Below are 22239 nucleotides of genomic sequence, written 5' to 3' on the forward strand. Positions count from 1 at the left end.
TGCCGGGAATCACCGACACCGCCGGCGGGGTTGTGGGTGACATGAGAGCGCTGTGGACACTGGCTCATCCCGACCCCGATTCGCTCAGCAGCCGACTGCGACACGTCGGCGTGCAGACCTTACGTGAGAACGGTTGGGAGGTCGACGAATCCGACCTCTACGCGATGAAGTGGAATCCGATCCTGGAGGCCGAGGGCGGTGCCGACGTCGAGGCCGAACAGGCAAAGCTCTGTGCGGCCGATCTGGTGGTGCTGCAGTTCCCGCTCTGGTGGTACGGCATGCCGGCCATCATGAAAGGTTGTGTTGATCGGGTCTTCGAGCGCGGGTTCGCCTACGACGTGATCGATCCGGAGACCGGACGTGCACGCAAGTACGGCAACGGCGGCCTCGTCGGGCGGCGCGCCCTTGCCGTGGTCACCGCCGGCGACCGCCCCGGCAGCCTGGAGCAACGCGGCATCAGCGGCAGTATCGAGGATGTGTTGTGGACCACCCTGCACGGCACGTTCTGGTACACCGGCATGGAGGCGCTGGCACCGCATCTCGTCACGCGGGCACGCGATGTCGACGAGTCGACCATCGCGGGCGTCGAAGCGGATCTGCGGTCGCGGCTGACCGGGATCGGCGATGAACCGCCCATCCCCTATCTGCCGCTCGACGAACGCTTCTACGATCACGCGATCCGGCTGTTGCCCCATGTCGCACCCGGCGTCACGGACAAAAGCGCGCATCGTGGCTAGCCGCTGTTGCGCAACGCCGTCGCGAGCCCGTTCATGGTGAGCTGGATGCCGCGGCGTACCGCAGGTGAGTCCTCGCCGGCGCGGAACCGGCGCAGGAGTTCCACCTGGAGCATGTTGAGGGGCTCGAGGTATGGGAACCGGTTGTAGACCGAACGCTTGAGGGCGGCGTTGTCGATCAGCAGGTCGTCGGTGCCGGTGATCTTCGCGTACATCTCGATGGTGCGCTCATGTTCGTCGACGATCATGCCGAACACGGTGTCACGCAACGTCTCGTCGGGAACCAGTTGCGCGTAGCGGTGGGCCAGTCCCATGTCCGACTTCGCGAGCACCTGCGCCATGTTCGACATGACGGTCCGGAAGAACGGCCATTCCTCGTAGTAGCGCCGCAGAGTCGCCAGCCGCTTGTCGTCGTCGGCGACCCACTCTCGGAAGGCCGAGCCCGTGCCGTACCAACCGGGCAGCATGACCCGCGACTGGGTCCATGACAGAACCCACGGGATGGCTCGCAGATCCGAGATCTTCTCGGTCTGTTTACGGGACGCCGGACGGCTGCCGATGTTGAGTGCACCGATCTCCGACAGCGGGGTCGAGGTGGTGAAGTATTCGACGAAACCCGGTGTCTCGTGGACGAGTTCGCTGTAGGCCGAGCGCGCCAGTGCGGCGATCTCGTCCATATCGCGGTAGGCGCCTTCGGAATCGTCGCCCAGCCCCTCGACATCGAGCAGCGACGACTCGATCGTCGCGGCCAGCAGGGTCTCCAGATTACGTTGCGCCAGCACCGGTTCCGCATACTTGGCGGCGATGATCTCGCCCTGCTCGGTGATCCGCAGCGAACCCTGCACCGCACCGGGCGGTTGCGCCAGGATGGCGTCATAGCTCGGTCCGCCGCCGCGACCCACGGTGCCGCCACGACCATGGAACAGGCGCAACCGGATACCGGCCTTCTTGGCCGCCTCGACCAGGTCGAGTTCGCCGCGGTACAGCGCCCAGTTCGCGGCCATGTAGCCGCCGTCCTTGTTCGAGTCGGAATAACCGAGCATCACCTCCTGCATACCCGACTGTTCCTCGACGAGTTCGCGATAGAGCGGGATGTCCAACGCCGCCAACAGCGTCTCCGCGCCCTGCTGGAGGTCCTCGATGGTCTCGAACAGCGGCACCACCCGCACGGTCGACGTCAGCTTTCCGCTCTCCGCATCGATGTCGATCAGCCCCGCCTCCTTGAGGAGGATCATCGGCTCCAGCATGTCGCTGACCGAGGTGCACATGCTGATGACGTAGTTCGGCACGGCCTGCGGGCCGAATTTGTCGACCGCTCGCGCCGCCGCGCGGACGATGTTCAGTTCCTTGGTCGCGAGTTCGCTGAGCGTGGCATCCGGCCTCGTCAACGGGCGCCGCGCCGCCAGTTCCTTTGTCAGGATCTCGACGCGGTCTGCCTCACCCAGCGACAGGTAGTCGGAATGCACGCCTGCCCAGGCCAGCAGTTCGGCGATGATCTCCTCGTGCATGTCGGAGTTCTGCCGCATGTCCAGGCCGGAGAGGTTGAAACCGAAGGTCCGAACGCTCTCCCGCAACCGCGACAGACGGTCGTCGGCGATGGTGTCGTCGTGGTTGTCCCGCAGGGCGACGTCGATGATGTCGAGATCGCCGAGCAGATCGTCGGCCGAGCCGTAGGGGCTGCGGCCGTCGACCAGGAACAGTTCGCCCGACGACAGGAACTCGGTGTCGAACATTGTGTTCGCGGTCGCCGCCAGACGGGACCGGATGTGGCGCAGCGCCGCACGAAACGGTTCGTCGGCTGCCGGGTCGTCGGCGGATACATCGGCGAGTTCCAGCAGTGCATCGGTGGAGGTGATCAGCCGCGCGGACATGCTCAGTTCCTCCGCGAGCCGTTCGAGCTCGGCGAGATGGTGCGCCACCGCGGTCTCCGCGGCGCGTGTCGTCGCCATCGTCACGATCTCATCGGTGACGTACGGATTGCCGTCACGGTCACCACCGATCCACGAACCCATCCGGATCATCGGGTCGTCGGCGAGACCCGCATCGGGGTAGGCAGATCGCAACGCCGCGCGCACCTTGGTGTTGATCTTCGGCACGACGTCGAAGAACGAGGCGTCGTAGTAGCGCAGGCCGGAACGGATCTCGTCCTGGATGGTCAGGCGTTCGAGGCGGATCAGTGCGGTCTGCCACAGCGTCAGTATCTGTCGCCGAATCCCTTCGGTGACCTCCGCATCCTCGTCCGCGGTCAGCTCGGTGCGGCCACGGAAACGCATCAGTTCGGTGATGCGATTCTGGGCCTCGAAGATCGTTCGGCGGCGTGTCTCGGTCGGGTGGGCGGTGATGACGGGGACCACGGTGGCGTCGGCGAGCGCACGACCCACTTGCTCGTCGGTCAATCCGGCAGCAGCGAGCTTGGCATAGGTGGCGGCCAGACTGCTGTCCTGGGGAGGGTCCCCGGCACGCACATGAATCGTCCGGCGACGCTCTCGGTGGATGTCCTCGGCGAGATTTGCCAGCAACGCGAAGTTGGTGAACGCGCGGATCACCGGCAATGCGACCCGGATGTCCAGATCGGTGAACATGTCGGCCAACACGTCGCGATCGATCTCCGAACGTCGGATCCGGAAGGCCGCGACCCGGGCGTTCTCGACGAGATCGAAGACCTCGGTGCCGGAATGCTCGCGAACCATGTCGCCGAGGATCCCGCCGAGCAGCCGGATGTCCTCACGCAACGGTTCGGTGAGGGCTCGACCCTCGTCGTCGACGGAGATGTGGTCGACGATGGAGATCGACGGCCGCCAGGCAGGCGCACCACGGGACGTGTTCGAGGCAGACGAGATCGCTTCGCTCATGACGTCCAGTATCCCGTCATTCGCGGGCGGGGGCATCTCGGGCCGGGATCCGGTCCGAGAGACCGCTGTCACCGCGGAAGGATTCGCCGTCAGATGCCGAACACCCCTCAGACGGGGTCAGTCCGGCCGCGGGCCGGACTGATCGAGGTGATGTCGGCGGGTCGCTCAGGAGAGCTTGATGTCGACGCCGATGCCGATGATGAAGATGAACCAGATGAGCCCGACGAAAACGGTCAGGCGGTCGAGGTTGCGCTCGACCACGCTCGACCCCGACAGGCTGGACTGCACACCGCCACCGAACAGCGACGACAGACCGCCGCCCTTGCCGCGGTGCAGCAACACCAGTACCACCATCAGCACGCTGGTGATGACCAATCCGATGTCGAGTGCGAGCTTCACGTGTAGTCAGTCCTGTTCGGTCGGGTACTTCGACCTTTGCGGTCGACAAAAGGCAACTGTGGCAGGTCACGCCCGCTGGACGGGCACAACCTGCCACAGTCTACGCGTCACGCCTCACCGACCCCGACCCTCCCCACCCCGTCCCCACCGCGCAGCCCATTCTGCAGCCGCGACGGTTCCCGTCATCCGCGACCCGGATTTGCCGTCGCGGATGACGGAAAGGGTCGCGGCTGCGGGGTACGTTCCGGGTGTTGGTGAGTGAGTGGGTGGGTGGGTTAGGGGGTTGGGGTGTGGGTCAGGGCAGTGGGCCGCCTGCGGCGATCGCCGACAGGGTCGCGAACTCGTCAGATTTCAACGAGGCGCCACCGACGAGTGCACCGTCGACATCCTGCTGGCCGACGATGTCGCCGACGTTCTTCGCGTTCACCGACCCGCCGTAGAGCACGCGGACCGAATCCGCGGTGGCGCCGTCGGCGATCTCACCGAGCGCACCGCGGATCGCGCCGCACACCTCCTGCGCATCGGCGGCGCTCGCCACGCGACCCGTTCCGATGGCCCACACCGGCTCGTAGGCGATGACGACCTTCGCGATCTCGTCGGCGCTCAGACCGGCGAGCGAGCCCTTCAGCTGGGTCACGTTGTACGCGACGTGTTCGCCCGACTCCCGGATCTCGAGTCCCTCTCCGATGCACACGATCGGCGTGAGTCCGTGCCGCAGTGCTGCCTTGGTCTTGCCGAGCACCACCTCATCGGTCTCGGCATGCAGGGTGCGGCGCTCGGAATGTCCGACGACCACGAACGTGCACCCCAGCTTGGCCAGGAAGGAACCGCTGATCTCGCCGGTGTACGCACCCGAATCGTGCTCCGACAGATCCTGCGCCCCGTAGGTGATCAGGAGCTTGTCGCCATCCACCACGGTCTGCACACTGCGGATGTCGGTGAACGGCGGCATGACCGTCACGTCGACCTTGTCGAAATACTTTGCGGGCAGAGCGAAGGCGATCTTCTGGACCAGCGCGATAGCTTCGAGATGATTCAGGTTCATCTTCCAGTTGCCCGCGATCAGCGGTTTGCGTTTGGCCGCCATCAATTCTCCAAGACCTTCAGGCCGGGCAGTTCTTTGCCCTCCAGGTATTCCAACGACGCTCCGCCGCCGGTCGAGATGTGCGAGAAATCGCTGTCCGGCAATCCGAGGGTTCGTACCGCGGCAGCCGAGTCGCCACCTCCGACGACGGTGAATGCCCCGCCCTTGGTGGTGGCGGCGATGGCCTCCGCGACGCCCCGCGTACCCGCCGCGAACTTCTCGAATTCGAAGACGCCCGACGGCCCGTTCCAGAACACCGTCTCGGCGCCCGAGAGCACCGCGGCGAACCGCTTGACGGATTCCGGCCCGATGTCCAGACCCATCCACCCGTCGGGAATCTCCTCGACCGACACCGTCTTCGACTCTGCGTCGGCGGCGAACTTGTCGGCCACCACCACGTCGACCGGCAGTCGGATCACGTCACCGAACCGGTCCAGGAGGTCCTTGCACACACCGATCTGATCTTCTTGGAGCAGCGATGTGCCCACCGGATGCCCTTGCGCGGCAAGGAAGGTGAACGCCATGCCGCCGCCGATGACCAAGGTGTCGACCTTGGGAGCGAGCGCCTCGATCACGCCGAGCTTGTCCGAGACCTTCGATCCACCGAGGACGACCGCGTAGGGCCGGGAAACCTCGTGGGTCAGTTTCGACAACACTTCGACCTCGGCCTCGACGAGCTTCCCGGCATAGTGCGGGAGCAGCTTGGCGACGTCGTACACCGAGGCCTGTTTGCGATGCACCACACCGAAGCCGTCCGAGACGAAGGCACCGTCGTCGCCGACCAGCTCCACGAGCGCCTTGGCCAGCGAGTCCCGTTCCGCCTCGTCCTTGGAGGTCTCGCGCGGGTCGAACCGCACATTCTCCAGCAACAGGACGTCACCGTCGGTCAGCCCTTCGGCGCGGGCCAGCGCGTCGGTACCGACCACATCGCCCGCGAGCTGGACATTACGTCCGAGTTCGGCACCGAGTCGCTCGGCCACCGGCGCGAGCGAGTACTTGGGGTCGGGTTCGCCCTTCGGCCGGCCCAGATGCGCGGTGATGATCACCTTGGCACCTGCGTCGACCAGCGCCGACAGGGTCGGCAGTGAGGCCAGGATGCGGCCCGGATCGGTGATCGTCGTCCCGTCGAGAGGGACGTTGAAATCCGACCGGACCAGCACTCCCCGACCCGAAACGCCTTCTTCCAGAAGGTCTTTCAGCGTGGGTACGCCCATGGCAGGGTTGCTCCAGAGTCTTCGAGGGTGAGGTACTAGAGCGACTTGCCGACCAGGCCGGCGAGGTCGACGAGACGGTTCGAGTAGCCCCACTCGTTGTCGTACCAGGAGACGGCCTTGACCTGGTTGCCGATGACCTTGGTGAGTCCGGCGTCGAACAGCGACGAGTGCGGGTCGGTGACGATGTCACTCGACACGATCGGTGCGTCGTAGTACTTGAGGATGCCCTTGAGCGGCCCCTCGGCGGCAGCCTTCATGGCCGCGTTGACCTCGTCGGCACTCGGGGACTTCTCGAGGACCGCGGTGAGGTCGGTGACCGAGCCGGTGGGGATCGGGACACGCAGCGCGTAGCCGTCGAGTTTGCCCTTCAGTTCCGGGATGACCAACGAGATCGCCTTGGCCGCGCCCGTCGACGTGGGGACCACGTTGATCGCAGCGGCGCGCGCACGACGCAGGTCCTTGTGGGGACCGTCCTGCAGATTCTGATCCTGGGTGTAGGCATGCACGGTGGTCATCAGACCGGAGACGATGCCGAACTCGTCATTGAGGACCTTCGCGAACGGCCCGAGGCAGTTCGTGGTGCAGGACGCGTTCGAGATGATGTTCTGGCTGCCGTCGTACTTGTCGTCGTTGACGCCCATGACGATGGTGATGTCCTCGTCGCTGGCGGGCGCCGAGATGATGACCTTCTTGGCACCCGCGTCCAGGTGGCCCTGCGCCTTCGCACGGGCGGTGAAGATACCGGTGGATTCGACGACGACGTCGACGCCCAGGTCACCCCAGGGGAGGGCGGCAGGTCCTTCTTTGACCTCGAGCGCCTTGATGCGCTTGTCTCCGACGACGATGTAGTCGCCGTCGACGCTGACGTCCTCGGGGAAACGCCCGAGGATCGAGTCGAACTTGAGCAGGTGCGCGAGAGTCGCGTTGTCGGTCAGGTCATTGACCGCGACGATCTCGATATCGGTGGTCCCCAATGCCTTCTGTGCTTCTATGGCGCGGAAGAAGTTGCGGCCGATCCGGCCGAATCCGTTGACGCCTACCCGTACAGTCACTGTTGTGCTCCTTAGCGTGTTCATCATCGAGCGCTGCGGCCGGGGTCGCGGTCGGTGTTTGGCGAAGGTGAACGTACCCACGGCACACCTCAGCCTAGTAGGCCACCACACGATGAGTGATCTAAGGGGTTGATTGACCCGCCCGCCTCACGCTTCGTCGAGGAGGTCGGACGTCACCGCCGATTCGGTGTCCGGGATCCCGTCGGTGCGCGCCTTCTTGTCCGCCATCGACAGCAGCCGACGGATCCGTCCGGCCACCGCGTCTTTGGTCATCGGCGGATCCGCGAGCTGACCGAGTTCTTCCAGTGAGGCCTGACGATGGGTGACGCGCAATTGCCCGGCCGCGATCAGATGATCGGGGACCTCGTCCCCGAGGATGTCGAGCGCACGTTCCACCCGGGCCGCCGCCGCGACGGCGGCGCGCGCCGAACGCCGCAGGTTGGCGTCATCGAAGTTGGCCAATCTGTTTGCGGTGGCACGGACCTCGCGCCGCATCCGACGCTCCTCCCACACCAGCCGGGTGTCGTGGGCACCCATCCGGGTGAGCAGCGCACCGATGGCCTCTCCGTCGCGGATGACCACACGGTCGGCCCCACGCACCTCTCGGGCCTTGGCCGACACCCCGAGTCGCCGGGCCGCCCCGACGAGCGCCAGCGCGGCCTCCGGGCCGGGGCAGCTGACCTCGAGCGCCGATGACCGTCCAGGCTCGGTGAGCGAACCATGGGCGAGAAACGCACCGCGCCAGGCGGCTTCCGAATCCGCGACACTTCCGCCGACGACCTGGGCGGGTAACCCCCGGACCGGGCGTCCGCGCAGATCCAGCAGGCCGGTCTGCCGCGCGAGACCTTCGCCGTCCTTGGTGACACGAACGATGTAGCGCGCACCCTTGCGGATGCCGCCACTGCGCAGGACGTGGACGTCGGAGCCGTAGCCGTAGAGGTCGAAGATCTCTCGGCGAAGGCGACGGGCGACATTGCCGAGATCCACTTCGGCCTCCACCACCACCCGGCCCGCCACGATGTGCAGGCCGCCCGCGAATCGCAACAAGGCCGACACCTCGGCCTTGCGTGCACTCATCTGGGTCACGGTCAGTCGCGAAAGCTCATCCTTCACCGCCGCGGTCATCGCCACCGGTCCCTGCCCTCCTGTCACGGTCCTCCTGTCCCGGGTCGCGCCGTGGTCCCGCCGGGAGCCGTGCTCCGGTCGCGTCCGCGCCACTGCGTGCGGATCGCCGGGGTGCTCGCCCCCGAATCCCGGCCGCACGGTGGTCGACCTCGTACTCCTGACGTCTCACCGACATGTCGCCGTCATCGGTGGTCACGACTGAAGATTCTTGCGCCCGGACAGCTTATCGACCCAATTCACCTTCGCACAGTTCGTTCACCAGGGTGGCAACTTTCTCCGGGTCATGGACGTGCCGACCGGGAACCGCGAGGTCGCCGACATGGAGTTGTGCGCCGAACGACGCAGCGGCCCGCACCAGGTGATCCCGCTCACGGCCGGCCGGCACCGACGCGGCGTCGACGATCACGTCGTCGACCCGGAACACATCGGCGTGCGCATGCAGCACATGCAGATGCCGTTCGACGGAGAAACCGGTCGTCTCCCCCGGTTCCGGTGCGAGGTTGACGAACAGTATCTTGCGGGCGGCGGTCTCCCGCAACGCATTCAGTTGGTCGGGTACGAGGACGTGCGGGATCACGCTGGAAAACCACGACCCGGGCCCGAGCACGACCACGTCGGCGTTCCGGATCGCCTCGACCGCCTCCGCACACGCCGGCGGCTCGGCCGGGAGCAGTCGGACCCGCCGCACCTTTCCCGGTGTGGTCGCCACCGCCACCTGCCCACGGATGCATCGGCTGATCCGCGGGTCGCTCTCCAGACCCGAGACGTCGGCCTCGATCTCCAGCGGGACCGTCGACATCGGCAGCACGCGGCCGTCGATGTCGAACACGTCGATCAGCTCGTCGAGCGCCGCCACCGGACTGCCGGTCACCTCGGTCAGGCCGGCCAACAGCAGATTGCCGATCGGGTGACCGGCGAGAGCGCCGTAACCCCCGAACCGATGCTGGAAGGTGTTGGTCCACAACTCGTGTCCGGCCGGATCGAGCCGGCCCGGCTGCCCCTCCCGGGCGGCCAGGGCGGCCGGCGCAGACATCAAGGCCGACAGCGCCATCCGCAGGTCACCCGGCGGGATGACGCCCAGCTCGGCCCGCAACCGGCCCGACGACCCGCCGTCGTCGGCGACGGTCACCACGGCGGTGACGTCGGGACTGAGGTACCGCATCGCGGTCAGGGTCGCGTACAGACCGTGACCGCCACCGAGCGCGACGATCCGCATCCGGCCCGGCTCGGCGCCGCCCCCGCGACTCATTCGCGCCCCAGATCACGGTGGATGACGCGCACGTCGTAGTTGGGCGCGCCGGTCCGATCCGTCATCGCCCGCAGACGGCGGCCGATCTCCTCGGCGATCGCGACGCTCCGGTGTTTGCCACCTGTGCATCCGATACTGATGGTCATGTACCGCTTGCCTTCTCGCAGGTAGCCGGTCGACACGATATCGAGGATCTCCAGGTAGAGATCGACGAAGTGTCCGGCGCCGTCCTGCCCGAGCACGTAGTCGCGTACGGCGTCGCCTCGTCCGTTCTGCTCTCGCAGTTCGGGCACCCAGTACGGATTCGGCAGAAACCGGGCATCTGCGACGAGGTCGGAGTCGATCGGCAGCCCGTACTTGAACCCGAAGGACTGCACAGCGACGCTCAGCAGGTTGTCGGCCTCGTCCGGGTACACGCCTTCGATGACCTCACGCAGTTTCGCGGCGGTCAGCGCCGACGTCTCCACCACCAGGTCGGCGGAACTCTTGATGGGCGCAAGGATGACCCGCTCGCGGGCGATCCCGTCGATCAGCGTCTCCCGTCCCTGCAATGGATGTCGACGTCGGACCTGCTCGAACCGGCGGACCAGGATCTGGTCGCTCGCATCGAGGAAGAGAACCTTCGTATGTGCGCCGGACGCCTCCAACGTCTTTCGCAGTCGGTCCAGTTGCCCGCCGATCTCGTCGTCGGATGCGCGGATCACCATCGCCAGCCGAGTGATGTCCGGATCGCTCGCCCGGACCATCTCGATCATCGTGGAGATCAACGTCGGGGGGACGTTGTCGGCGACGTACCAGCCGTCGTCCTCCAGCACGTTCGCCGCCGTCGATCGCCCGGCCCCGGACATCCCGGCCACGAACAACACCGTCAACTCGGACCGGGCGTCTGTGGCGGTGCCGTCGCCGGTCGCATCGGTTGGGTCAGTCACCCGTCGTCTCCTCCACTCGATCGGCTGTGTGCGCGTCGGCTGGTTTCGCATCGACTGTCGTGGCATCGGTGGTTGTGGCGTAGGTGTCGGTGGCATCCGTCGTCGTGGCGCCGGCCGGGGCCACGTCGTCCGCGAGCGCGGTACGGACCGCGCGGGCGGTGGCCATCCCGATACCGGGCACACCCGAGATGTCCTCCAGGGTCGCCTCCCGCAGGCGGGCGACCGAACCGAAATGGGTCACCAGCGCGGTGCGTCGGGTCCGTCCCAGGCCGGGCACCCCGTCGAGCACCGACTCCGTCATCCGCTTGCTGCGCTTGCTGCGATGGAAGGTGATCGCGAATCGGTGCGCCTCGTCCCGGACACGCTGCAGCAGGAACAGGGCCTCACTGGTCCGTGGCAGGATCACCGGTTCATCATCACCCGGAACCCATACCTCTTCCAGCCGTTTGGCCAACCCGATGACTGCCACGTCGTTCACACCGAGCTCGTCGAGCACCGACGCCGCGGCGTGGACCTGCGGCGCACCGCCGTCCACCACGAAAAGGTTTGGTGGGTAGGCGAATTTTCGGGGGCGCCCCGATTCCGGGTCGACGGCCGGCTGTGCCGGGGCCTCCTGGTCCTGACGGTGCCGGAGAAAGCGGCGACGGGTGACCTCGGCGATCGACGCGACGTCATCCGAGCGGCCATCTCCGGCGGCGGCCCGGATCGAGTAGTGGCGGTAGTCCGATTTGCGCGGTAGACCGTCCTCGAACACCACCAGCGACGCCACCACGTCGGTGCCCTGCACATGCGAGATGTCGATGCACTCGATACGCAGGGGGGCCTGGTCCAGACCGAGTCCCTCCTGCAACTCGGTGAGCGCCGCCGAACGTGTCGTCAAGTCGCCTGCGCGTCGTAACTTGTGCTGTGCCAACGCCTCCGAGGCGTTGCGCCCGACCGTCTCGAACAGTGCCTTCTTGTCGCCGCGTTGCGGCACGCGCAGCGCGACCCTGCTGCCACGCAGATCCGACAGCCATTGCTGCAGATCCTCGTGCTCGTCGGGCAATTCGGGGACGAGGACCTCCCGCGGGATCGACTCGCCACGCAGTCGGTCGTCGTCGATCTGGACCGAGGCGTCGAGATCGGCCTGCGTGCCATAGAACTGGGTGACGAACTGCGCCACCTGCTCCCCCATCGAGTCGTCGTCCGCACGTTCCACCACCCAGCCGCGCTGACCACGCACGCGACCGTCGCGGACATGGAACACCTGGACGGACACCTCCAGATCGTCGCCGACCATGGCGACGACGTCCGCATCGGTCCCGTCGCCGAGGACCACCGCCTGCTTCTCCATCGCACGCCGCATCGCCGCCACGTCGTCGCGCAGCCTTGCCGCCTTTTCGAAATCGAGATCTTCTGCAGCCGAGCCCATTTCACGTTCGAGCCGGCGGATCATCTGATCCGTGCGACCGGCCAGGAAGTCGCAGAAGTCGTCCACGATCGCGCGGTGTTCGTCGGCGGTGACCCGTCCCACGCACGGCGCCGAGCACTTGTCGATGTAGCCGAGCAGACAGGGACGGTCGATCTGCCTGTGTCGCTTGAAGACCCCGGTCGAACAGGTACGCGCCGGGAACACCCGCGTGAGCAGATCCACGGTCTCGCGAATCGCCCAGGCGTGGGAATACGGGCCGAAATAACGCACCCCGCGACGTCGGGGACCGCGGTAGACGAACAGCCGTGGATACTCCTCGTTCAGCGTGACGGCGAGGACCGGGTAACTCTTGTCGTCGCGATACCGGACGTTGAATCTCGGATCGAATTCCTTGATCCAGTTGTACTCGAGTTGCAGCGCCTCGACCTCGGTGCCGACCACCGTCCATTCCACCGACGACGCCGTGGTGACCATCTGCCGGGTACGGGGGTGCAGCGAAGCCAGGTCCGCGAAGTACGAGGTGAGTCGCGAGCGCAGGTTCTTGGCCTTGCCGACATAGATGACCCGACCGTGCGCGTCGCGGAACTTGTAGACCCCGGGTTCGGTGGGAATCGTGCCCGCGGCTGGACGGTACGTTGTCGGGTCGGCCACGGATCCCAGGCTAGTCGAGGCCTGCGACGGGAATCGGCAGGGCGACCGGTCGGGGGCCGGCCCCGCGGTCTTCGGAGGTGAGATCTCGAACTCGACGGGCTCGATCCGGCGGATCGGCCTCCCAGCTGCGCTCGTCGACTACCCGATCAGCCGCCGGCGCGGTACTGCTCTGCCAGCTCCCGGAATCGCGTCATCGCGTCGACGGCACGATCGGAGTCCCAGGCCTGCACTGCGAGGACCGGTACGTGCTCGTCGGAGGGGAGCAACAGGCGCGCGGAGAAGCCCTTGTCCGGGTAGGTCATCCCGCGCACCCGGTCCCACCCGAACACCCGCTCACCGAACAGGTTGCGGATCGCCACGCCGGCCGGTCCCACCCGAAGCCTCGGCTGTGTGAACAGCAGGATCACGCCGGCTTCCACCAGCCCGATCAGGGCGAGCCCGAACTGGTCGGCGCCGCCGACATGCACACCGGTGTCCGAGATGGTCAGCAGTGCGGCGAAGGTGATGTGGATCGCGAGGACCACCACGGCCGCCACGATCGCCACACGCGGCATCCGGTGCGGCCGGTAGTCGAGGTCCCACGCCACGGTCGTACCGGCGCTCACCTGAGCTCACCCGGTGCCAGCGCTCGCAAGGTCAGCGCGGAGGCGAGCGCCGCTGTCGTCGCCTGGGCACCCTTGTCCTCCTTGGAGTCGGGCAGACCCGCCCGGGCCAGCGCCTGCTCCTCGGTCAGCGTCGTCAGCACCCCGTTGCCGACCGGCGTCGACTCGTCCAGCGACACCCGTGTCAGGCCTGCGGTCACCGCATCGCAGACGTAATCGAAATGTGGTGTCTCGCCCTTGATCACCACACCGAGAGCCACCACCGCATCATGGTTGCGAGCCAGCGCCTGCACGATCACCGGCAGCTCGATGGCCCCGGCCACATTCACGACCGTGGGATCGGTCACGCCGTGTTCGGCCGCGGCGCGCACGGCGCCGTCGAGCAGCGCGGTGCAGATCGTGGCGTGCCATTGGGACGAGACGATCGCCAGTCGAACCGCGCTCGCGTCGGCCAGATCCAAGGTGGGTTCACCGTGTCCGCTCACGCCGGCCCCGCCTCCCCGTCGCTCTCCACCCACTCGTCCAGACCCACCAGGTCGTGGCCCATCCGGTCACGCTTGGTCCGCAGGTACCGCAGGTTCTCCGAGTTCGCCCGGACGGGCATCGGCACGCGATCGACGATCTGCAGGCCGTACCCGTCGAGGCCGACTCGCTTGGCAGGGTTGTTCGTGAGCAGGCGCATCGAGCTGACGCCGAGGTCCACGAGGATCTGCGCGCCGAGCCCGTAATCGCGCGAGTCGGCGGGCAGGCCGAGCTGAAGGTTCGCATCGACGGTGTCCGATCCGGAGTCCTGCAGCTGATACGCCTGCAGTTTGTGGAGCAGGCCGATGCCGCGTCCCTCGTGACCCCGCATGTACAGCACGACGCCACGTCCCTCCGCCGCCACCATCTCCATCGCGGCATCGAGTTGGGGTCCGCAGTCACAGCGCAGGGACCCGAAGACGTCGCCGGTCAGGCACTCCGAATGCACGCGCACCAGAACGTCGTGGCCGTGTCCGTCCGGCCCCGAGATGTCGCCCTTGACCAGCGCCACATGCTCGACGTCGTCGTAGATGCTCGAGTACCCGACCGCACGGAAGTCACCGTGCCGGGTGGGGATGCGTGCCTCGGCGACCCGCACGACATGCTTCTCGTGGCGACGGCGCCATGCGATGAGATCGGCGATCGAGATGAGGGCCAGGTCGTGATCGTCGGCGAACACCCGGAGCTCATCGGTCTGCGCCATCGAGCCCTCATCCTTCTGGCTGACGATCTCGCAGATCACCCCGGCGGTCGACAGCCCGGCGAGTCGGGAGAGGTCGACCGCTGCCTCGGTGTGTCCGGGACGGCGCAACACGCCGCCCTCCTTGGCACGCAGCGGCACCACATGGCCGGGCCGGGTGAAGTCGACCGCACTGCTGTCCGGATCGGCCAGGAGTCGCATCGTGGTGGCCCGGTCGGACGCGCTGATCCCGGTGCCGATGCCCTCGCGCGCGTCGACGGTGACCGTGTACGCCGTCCCGTGCTTGTCCTGGTTCATGGAGTACATCGGCGGAAGGCCGAGACGGTCGCAGTCCTCGCCGGCCAACGGCACACACAGATAGCCCGAGGTGTAGCGCACCATGAACGCGACGAGCTCCGGCGTCGCCTTCTCGGCGGCGAAGATCAGGTCGCCCTCGTTCTCGCGGTCCTCGTCGTCGACCACCACGACGGCCTTTCCGGCCGCGATGTCGGCGATCGCCCGCTCGACCGAGTCGAGCCGGACGTCGGCCTGCGCCACCCGGCCCGGCGGATCGGCAAGGTCGCCGCTGCCCACTGCTGCTTCACTCGTCATCATTCACTCCACTCCTGACGCGTCACGCACGCCATCGTCGCCTGCGACCGGCACCCGCGAGTCGACCTGGTCCCGCAGAGCGGGATGCAGGCGCTCGACGTACTTGGCGATCACGTCGACCTCGAGGTTCACCGGATTGCCCGTGGTGGCGACCCCGAGGTTGGTCTGTTTCAGCGTGGTGGGGATGAGGGAGATCTCGAACCACGACCCCGTCCCGGGGGAGGTGCCGAGTGCCGCGACGGTCAGTGAGACCCCGTCGACGGTGATCGAACCCTTCTCCACGATGTAGCGGCTCAGGTCGTCCGGGACGGCGATCCGCACGATCGTCCAATGGTCCGACGGAGTGACGGAGACGACCTCGCCCACGCCGTCGACGTGCCCCTGCACGATGTGACCCCCGAAACGTCCGCCGGCGGCCATCGCTCGTTCGAGATTCACGGGACTGCCGGTACCGAGTGCGGCGAGCGAACTGCGTCGCAGGGTCTCGGCCATCACATCGACGGTGAACTCGTCCGGTCCCTGCTCGACGACGGTCAGACACACGCCGTTGACCGCTATCGAGTCACCGAACTCGGCGTCGCTGGTCACAAGGGGTCCGCGGACGGTCAGTCGGGCGGCATCGGTCAGATCGTCTCGACGGACGATGGTGCCGAGTTCCTCGACGATCCCGGTAAACACGTGGCGCTCCTCAGTACTCGCTCGGAGCATGCAGCGAGGTGAGACGAGGGCGGCCGTCGGTGGTGCCCGTTCTCTCACATCCGGACTATGACCGTCGGCTCCGGATTCACACCGGATCTGCTGTCCCTGCCGGCCGGCAGGCGCTCGCGGGCTCGACATCCCCTCGTGTGGGAGGACACCATCACCGCCGGTGGGGAATCACACCCCGCCCCGAGAACTCTGTTATCGAAATTAGCACGCCCCAACTCACCGTGACATTTCGCGTCCGTCACAGGTGAGATCACGAGCACAGACCCGCCCGGCGCAGTGCAGCTCAATGCAGTGCAGCTCAGCGCAGTACAGCTCAGCGGGACAGACGCAGCAGCACATCGGAACCGAGCGTTTCGACCGAGCTGAGGGAAAAGCGCCTCGCGTCGGCCAGTGTCGCCACGTCGGGGACGGCCACCGACGCCGGGCCACCGCCGAGGACCATCGGTGCCACATACGCCTCGATCTCGTCGACGAGATCCGCGGCGAGGAATGCCCCGATGATGGACGGCCCGCCCTCCACGAGGACCCACAACGCGTCCGGGAGGTCGGCCAGCACCGCTGCCGGATCGTGGGTGCGGACGTGTCTCAGCGGCGCGGCGCCGTCGGCGACCTGCGCGGTCGCGGGGAGATCCCGCTGCCCCATCACCACCCGGATCGGCTGATGAGTACGCAAGTCGCCGTTGGCATGTCGGGCCGTCAGGGCAGGGTCGTCGCGCAGCACGGTCCCGGTACCCACCACGATCGCGTCGAGCGTGGCGCGTTGTCGGTGCGCTCGGCGGCGGGCGAGCGCACCGGTGATCCACTGGCTGGTGCCGTCCGGTGCGGCGACTCGTCCGTCGATGCTCGCGGCGATCTTCGCAGTCACGAACGGGCGACCATGCCGTTGCCGGCACAGCCATCCCCGCAGTGGGCCGACCTCGGCCTGGCCGGCTCGGATACCGCCGACCACGGTCAGCCCGGCGTCGCGCATCGTCTGCGCTCCCCCGGCCGCGGCCGGATTCGGATCGTCGAGGGCGTAGTAGACGGCGGTGACGCCGGCATCGATGAGTGCTCGTGTGCAGGGGCCGGTGCGCCCGGTGTGATTGCAGGGCTCGAGCGTGACCACCGCCGTCGCCCCGGCGGCCGCCGCGCCGGCCTCGCGCAGGGCCATCACCTCGGCATGCGGGCCGCCGACCGGTTGGGTGAAGCCGCGGCCGAGTATCGCGCCGTCGGCAGACAGGATCACCGCACCCACCGGCGGATTGGGCGAGCTGGCACCCTGCGCGTGGCGCGACTCGTCGATGGCCAGATCCATCGCACGCGCCATGTCCGTTCTTGCCGGCACCGGATCGTCGACCATGTCGCGGTCAGCCCGCACTCGCGCGCGCGGCCGCGGCCTGCGCGCGCAGTGCACCGACGGCGGCGCCGGGATCAGCGGCCCCGTAGACGGCCGACCCCGCCACGAAGCAGTCGATCCCCGCCTCGGCGGCCTGTTCGATGGTGTCGGCGTTGATGCCGCCGTCGATCTCGACGAGCAGCCGCAGACCCTCCGAGTCGACGATCTTCCGGATCGCGCGGGCCTTGGCCAGGACCTCGGGCATGAATTTCTGTCCGCCGAACCCGGGCTCCACACTCATGATGAGCAGCGTGTCGAAGTCGCGCACGATCTCCAGGTAGGGCTCGAGCGGGGTGCCCGGCTTGATGCTCAGACCAGCCTTGGCGCCTGCTGCCCGGACATCACGGGCGACGGCGACCGGATCGTCGGTGGCCTCGGCATGGAAGGTGACGTTGTAGGCGCCCGCCTCGGCGTACGGCGGAGCCCAGTGGCCCGGGTCCTCGATCATCAGATGACAGTCCAACGGGATGTCGGTCGCCTTCAGCAGGCTCTCCACCACCGGGAGTCCCAGCGTCAGGTTGGGCACGAAGTGGGCATCCATGACGTCCACGTGCAGCCAGTCGGCGCGATTGGTTCCCGACCCGGCGACGGCCTCGGCTTCGGCGGCGAGATTCGCGAAATCCGCGGAAAGGATGGACGGGGCGATCATCGGGGCAGATCCGGAATCACACATGGCCTCAGATTGTAGGGCGCACGGTCCGTCCGGCAGCGTCGGTCTCGGGTGTCGTCGGCGGGCAGCGGCGCTCAGCGCCGCAGGGCCGCCAGGAACATCGCGTCGGTGCCGTGGATATGCGGCCACAGCTGGACATGCGGCCCGTCGCCCAATGCGTCGGCGGACACCAACGGACGGGCGTCGATCTGCTCGACCTCCGGATGGGCGGCCAGGATGTCGGCGATCACCCCGGTCGTCTCGGCCGGGTGCGGTGAGCAGGTCGAATAGACGACCACGCCCCCGGGCCGGAGCAACCGCAGCGCCTCGGCGAGGAGTTCGCGCTGCAGCACGACGAGTTCGGCCACGTCGTCGGGCGTGCGCCGCCACCGGGCCTCCGGCCGACGGCGCAGCGAACCGAGCCCGCTGCACGGCGCGTCCAGCAGAATCCGGTCGTACCCCGGTGCCAATCCGCTCGAGCGCGCGTCGGCCACGTGCACATCGACCGGCAGGTCACGGACGACCTTGCGGATGAGTTCGGCACGATGATCCGACACCTCGACCGCGTCCAGGCGCGCACCGTCGATGTCGGCGATCGCCGCCACCAGCGCCGCCTTTCCCCCGGGGCCTGCGCACATGTCCAGCCAACGACCGGAGTCGTCGGCCACCTCGGCCACCGTCATCGCACGACCGACGAGCTGACTGCCTTCGTCCTGCACGCCGGCGTAGCCGTCGCGGACGGCCTCGAGGTCTCCCGGGTCACCACCCGGGAGATAAACGCAGTACGGCGAGTAGTGCCCCACCTCGCCGTCGCTGACCAGAGCCAGTTCCTCGGCCGTGATCAGACCCGGGCGGGCCACCAGGTGCACGGGCGGGCGTTCGTCGTCGGCGGCCAGCGCCGCCTGGAGTTGACCGGCGGAACCACCCAGAGCGTCATGGAACACCTGCGCGATCCACCGTGGGTGGGCGTAACGAAAGGCCAGGTTCCCGATCAGATCGTCGGCGATCGAGGGCGCGAGGTCGTCGATCCAGAGGTCCTCGTCACGCTGGGACACCTTGCGCAGCACCGCGTTCACGAAGCCCGCCGGGCCCATCCCCGCCTCTGATCGGATCAGGTCGACGGAGGTCGAGACCGCCGCATGTGCGCCGATCCGGGTGCGCAACAACTGGTAGACACCGAGCCGCAGTACATCGAGCACCCCACCGTCGATCTGGTCGACCGGACGATCGGCGGCCGAGGCGATGACCGCGTCGAGCAATCCCTGAGCGCGGGCCGAACCGTAGGTGAGCTCGGTGGCCAGGGCCGCGTCGCGACCGGTGATCCCCCTCTCCCGCAGCATCTTCGGCAGGATGAGGTTGGCATACGCATCCCGTTCGCGAACTGCCCGGAGGGTGTCCCGAGCCGCCGCCCGAGCGGGGTCCACCGACTTGTCGCGGATCATCGGCGAGCGCTTCATTCCACCACCGTCCCGTCTCCCAGATGTGCACCGCGCGCCCAATCCGCTGCCGGCATGGCCTTTTTCCCGGGCGGCTGCACCCAGGAGAGTCGCACGGGTCCGGTGGCCGTACCGATGTCCACCGAACGTTTCGCCACCACCAGCGCGCCGGGCGCGGGCCGGGCCGGGCCGTCGGAAACCTCGAGCGGCGACACCGGACCGACCTTGATACGGGCACCGTCGAGGGTGGTCCAGGCGCCGGGTGCCGGGGTGTGTGCCCGGATTCGTCGGTCGACGATGTGGGCGGGCAGATCCCATCGGATCCGCGCGTCGTCCACGTCGACCTTCGGTGCGTGACTGACGCCTGCGGCGGATTGGGCCACCGGGGTCAGCGTGCCCGACTCGACGCCGTCGAGCGTCGACAGCAACAGGTGCGCGCCCGCCTTCGACAGCCGTCCGAGCAGATCCCCGCTGGTGTCGGCAGGCGCGATGTTCTCGGTGATCAGACCGTAGACCGGCCCCGTGTCCAGGCCTTCCTCCAACCGGAACGTACTCGCGCCGGTGATCTCGTCGCCCGCGGCGATCGCGTGCTGGACAGGTGCCGCGCCCCGCCAGGCGGGCAGCACCGAGAAGTGCAGGTTGATCCAACCATGGGTCGGCAGGTCCAGCAGGCCGGCGGGAACCAGCCCACCGTAGGCGACGACCGCTCCGCCATCGGGTCGCCAGGATCGCAGCCGGTCGAGCACCCCCGGATCGCTGAGCCGTCGCGGGGTGATCACGTCGAGGCCGTGTTCGTCGGCGAGGGACGCCACCGGCGACCGGACCACCGAACGACCGCGCCCCGACGCGGCATCGGGACGCGAGATCACCCCGACCACCTCGTGCTGCGGGGACTGCAGCAGTAGCTGCAGAGACGGCACCGCCACCTCCGGGGTTCCGGCGAATACGACCCTCATACGACCCTTTCGTCCCGGACGACGGTGATGTCCGTGCTCATCCGATCGTAGGGGGATCGAGCTGGACGCGGATCGGTCCGGTGTCATGATTCGCGTTGCGCCGCATCTGAGCGGCCACCAGCGCCGCGGCGAGGTCCTTGCCGTCGCGACGGTCGACGCGCAGCAGGATGCGCTCGACATCGCCGTCGAACGGATCGCCCGAGCCCGCCGGTGCCCGCACACCCGCCGGTAGCGGAACCGGGCCGAGTCGCTCTCCACCGTCGGGTAATCCGACCCCGTCGACAAAGGCGCCGATCGTCTCCGGCGGACCGTCGACCGAGGCCATGGTGACCGCGGGCGGAAAGCCGAGTTCGGCACGTTCGGCCAGCTCTAGTTGCGCGAAACCCACCGGGTCCCAACGGATCATGGCCTGGACCGGTGCGAGTCCGGCATCCGCGACGACGACCATGGTGCCGCCCTCGGCGTGCGGACGCACCAGTGCCCCGACCGCCATCCAGCGCCGTACCGCGTCCTCCGCGGCACGCAGATCAGCCCGATCCAGTTGTGCCCACGTGTCGAGCACCACAGCTGCTCCGTAGCCGCCGGCGACGACGGGTTCGGCCCCGGGTGTTGCCACCACGATCCGGGCGCCCGTCTCCACCTCGTCGAGGACCGACGCACCCCCGGAAGTCGCGACCGGGACTCCGGCGAAGGCACGACCCAGTTCTTCCGCGGTCCGGCGTGCGCCGGTGGTGAGTGCACGTACCTCGCTCCCCCCGCACTCGGCGCAGCGGAAGGACCTCTCCACCCGTCCACACCAGCGGCACGACAACACGTTGCCCGCATCGAGCTGCACCGGCCCGTGACACGCCCGGCAGCGAGCGTGCGCCCGGCACCGCGCGCAGGCCAGCGAGGGCATGTAACCGCGGCGGGGAACGCTGAACAGCACCGGCGCATCGGCCGCCACCGCGGACCGCGCCGCCTCGAATGCCACTCCGGGGATACGGGCAGAGCGGGCCAGCGGGTCGCCCGCGACCCGTCGATCCTCGGCACTGAGCGCGACGACCCGGGCGGTGCGCGACCGAACTGTCGCACGATCGGCGACGAGGTCATGTGCCCAACCCGCGGTCACCAGTGACTGTGCCTCGGTGGTCCGTGCGAACCCGCCGATCACCAGGGCACACCGCTGCTGATGAGACCGCAGCACGGCAACCTCCCGAGGATGCGGATACGGCGCCCGCGGCTCGTTGAGACTGTCGTCGCCGTCGTCCCACACCACGACCAGACCGAGATCGTGCACCGGCGCGAACACCGCGCTCCGGGTACCGAGGACGACGTCGACCGCTCCCCGGCGGATGGCCAGCCACCGCCGGTAACGGGCAGTCGGGCCGAGCCCGGCCGCCAGCGTGACACAGCGTTCCCCGAAGATCGGGCCGCATGCGGCCTCGAGACGATCGAGGTCGCGCTGATCCGGCACCACCAGGATCGCGCCGCGACCGGCCGCTGCCGCCGTAGCGGCCAGTTCGGCGAGGCGGGACGGCCAGTCCTCTCCCGGCGTCGCCTGCCAGATCGCCCGAGGATGACCCGAATGCATCGATGCAAGAAAGGAATCCGCGGTCGGATAGGTCATCGTCCAGGCCGAGGTGTCGGGCATCGCGACGGGTCCGGACGACCCCGGCACCGGGGTGTCCTCCTTCTCGGTCCGGGCGTGCCTCGGCGGGATGGCCAGCCGGACCACATCCGACATCGTGCCCGCGTAGCGGTCGGCGACGGCACGGCACAGCGTTGCGAGATCAGCACCGAGAACCGGCTCCGGGGACACCACCCGTTCGAGCCAGCCGAGTTTGCCGGTGTGGTCGCTCTCGGTCACGCGATCGAGGAGGTACCCGTCGACGAGCCGTCCGGCGAACCGCACGCGCACCCGGACGCCGGGAACGGCCGACACGTCCTGATCGGTGTCGATCAGATAGTCGAACGGCCGATCGAGATGGGCCAGCCCGAGCATCGGCAAGACCTTGCCG

Annotated in this window: 19 protein-coding genes and 1 riboswitch; of the genes, 1 reads left to right on the top strand and 18 read right to left on the bottom strand. The window is 67.9% G+C overall.

What is annotated here, in order from left to right; genetic code table 11:
• Nucleotides 1-41: 41 nt before the first annotated feature.
• Nucleotides 42-737: an NAD(P)H-dependent oxidoreductase gene (locus ACLQ3I_RS19455; RefSeq protein ID WP_425804096.1), complete on the top strand. Its 696-nt coding sequence runs from the start codon at nt 42-44 to the stop codon at nt 735-737.
• Here ACLQ3I_RS19455 and ppc read toward each other — a convergent pair.
• The 18 genes from ppc to ACLQ3I_RS19545 form a co-directional block, all read right to left on the bottom strand.
• Nucleotides 734-3586: a phosphoenolpyruvate carboxylase gene (gene ppc / locus ACLQ3I_RS19460; RefSeq protein WP_425793959.1), complete on the bottom strand. Its 2853-nt coding sequence runs from the start codon at nt 3584-3586 to the stop codon at nt 734-736. The genes ACLQ3I_RS19455 and ppc overlap by 4 nt on opposite strands.
• Before the next feature lie 165 nt (nt 3587-3751).
• A complete protein-coding gene (secG, locus tag ACLQ3I_RS19465; protein WP_164307914.1) occupies nt 3752-3985 on the bottom strand; it encodes a preprotein translocase subunit SecG in 234 nt (77 codons plus the stop codon).
• Nucleotides 3986-4280: 295 nt separating this feature from the next.
• Nucleotides 4281-5072 carry a triose-phosphate isomerase gene (gene tpiA, locus ACLQ3I_RS19470; RefSeq protein ID WP_425793958.1) on the bottom strand — a complete coding sequence of 264 codons (792 nt, stop codon included), beginning with the start codon at nt 5070-5072 and terminating at the stop codon, nt 4281-4283.
• Nucleotides 5072-6283, bottom strand: coding sequence for a phosphoglycerate kinase (locus ACLQ3I_RS19475; RefSeq protein WP_425793957.1), 1212 nt, complete (start codon nt 6281-6283; stop codon nt 5072-5074). The genes tpiA and ACLQ3I_RS19475 overlap by 1 nt, the downstream gene beginning before the upstream one ends.
• A 35-nt stretch (nt 6284-6318) precedes the next feature.
• Complete coding sequence (gene gap / locus ACLQ3I_RS19480; RefSeq protein ID WP_425793955.1) at nt 6319-7335, bottom strand: type I glyceraldehyde-3-phosphate dehydrogenase; 1017 nt, start codon at nt 7333-7335, stop codon at nt 6319-6321.
• 147 nt (nt 7336-7482) lie between these two features.
• Nucleotides 7483-8460, bottom strand: a complete 978-nt coding sequence (gene whiA / locus ACLQ3I_RS19485; RefSeq protein WP_425794023.1) for a DNA-binding protein WhiA — start codon at nt 8458-8460, stop codon at nt 7483-7485.
• Between the two features lie 223 nt (nt 8461-8683).
• The gene (locus ACLQ3I_RS19490; protein ID WP_425793953.1) at nt 8684-9709 is read right to left on the bottom strand and encodes a gluconeogenesis factor YvcK family protein; all 1026 of its coding nucleotides are present in this window, start codon (nt 9707-9709) and stop codon (nt 8684-8686) included.
• Entirely contained in the window at nt 9706-10638 is a 933-nt protein-coding gene (gene rapZ, locus ACLQ3I_RS19495; protein WP_425793951.1) for an RNase adapter RapZ, read from the bottom strand. Before rapZ ends, ACLQ3I_RS19490 begins: the two co-directional genes overlap by 4 nt.
• A complete protein-coding gene (gene uvrC, locus ACLQ3I_RS19500; RefSeq protein ID WP_425804099.1) occupies nt 10631-12700 on the bottom strand; it encodes an excinuclease ABC subunit UvrC in 2070 nt (689 codons plus the stop codon). The genes rapZ and uvrC overlap by 8 nt, the downstream gene beginning before the upstream one ends.
• 146 nt (nt 12701-12846) lie before the next feature.
• Nucleotides 12847-13254 carry a PH domain-containing protein gene (locus ACLQ3I_RS19505; protein WP_425794021.1) on the bottom strand — a complete coding sequence of 136 codons (408 nt, stop codon included), beginning with the start codon at nt 13252-13254 and terminating at the stop codon, nt 12847-12849.
• 47 nt (nt 13255-13301) lie between these two features.
• Nucleotides 13302-13787, bottom strand: a complete 486-nt coding sequence (ribH, locus tag ACLQ3I_RS19510; RefSeq protein WP_425793947.1) for a 6,7-dimethyl-8-ribityllumazine synthase — start codon at nt 13785-13787, stop codon at nt 13302-13304.
• Entirely contained in the window at nt 13784-15115 is a 1332-nt protein-coding gene (locus tag ACLQ3I_RS19515; RefSeq protein WP_425793945.1) for a bifunctional 3,4-dihydroxy-2-butanone-4-phosphate synthase/GTP cyclohydrolase II, read from the bottom strand. Before ACLQ3I_RS19515 ends, ribH begins: the two co-directional genes overlap by 4 nt.
• 3 nt (nt 15116-15118) lie before the next feature.
• A complete protein-coding gene (locus tag ACLQ3I_RS19520; RefSeq protein WP_425793943.1) occupies nt 15119-15793 on the bottom strand; it encodes a riboflavin synthase in 675 nt (224 codons plus the stop codon).
• A gap of 64 nt (nt 15794-15857) precedes the next feature.
• Nucleotides 15858-16015: riboswitch (FMN riboswitch) on the bottom strand.
• A 121-nt stretch (nt 16016-16136) separates the two neighbouring features.
• Nucleotides 16137-17162 carry a bifunctional diaminohydroxyphosphoribosylaminopyrimidine deaminase/5-amino-6-(5-phosphoribosylamino)uracil reductase RibD gene (gene ribD, locus ACLQ3I_RS19525; protein ID WP_425804102.1) on the bottom strand — a complete coding sequence of 342 codons (1026 nt, stop codon included), beginning with the start codon at nt 17160-17162 and terminating at the stop codon, nt 16137-16139.
• Between the two features lie 7 nt (nt 17163-17169).
• A complete protein-coding gene (rpe, locus tag ACLQ3I_RS19530; RefSeq protein ID WP_425793940.1) occupies nt 17170-17871 on the bottom strand; it encodes a ribulose-phosphate 3-epimerase in 702 nt (233 codons plus the stop codon).
• A gap of 71 nt (nt 17872-17942) precedes the next feature.
• Nucleotides 17943-19304, bottom strand: coding sequence for an RsmB/NOP family class I SAM-dependent RNA methyltransferase (locus tag ACLQ3I_RS19535; RefSeq protein WP_425804105.1), 1362 nt, complete (start codon nt 19302-19304; stop codon nt 17943-17945).
• Nucleotides 19301-20239, bottom strand: a complete 939-nt coding sequence (gene fmt, locus ACLQ3I_RS19540; RefSeq protein ID WP_425804108.1) for a methionyl-tRNA formyltransferase — start codon at nt 20237-20239, stop codon at nt 19301-19303. Before fmt ends, ACLQ3I_RS19535 begins: the two co-directional genes overlap by 4 nt.
• A gap of 37 nt (nt 20240-20276) precedes the next feature.
• The gene (locus ACLQ3I_RS19545) at nt 20277-22223 is read right to left on the bottom strand and encodes a primosomal protein N' (protein WP_425804110.1); all 1947 of its coding nucleotides are present in this window, start codon (nt 22221-22223) and stop codon (nt 20277-20279) included.
• Between the last annotated feature and the right edge of the window lie 16 nt (nt 22224-22239).

Source organism: Gordonia sp. DT101 (assembly GCF_049844895.1).
GTDB lineage: Bacteria > Actinomycetota > Actinomycetes > Mycobacteriales > Mycobacteriaceae > Gordonia.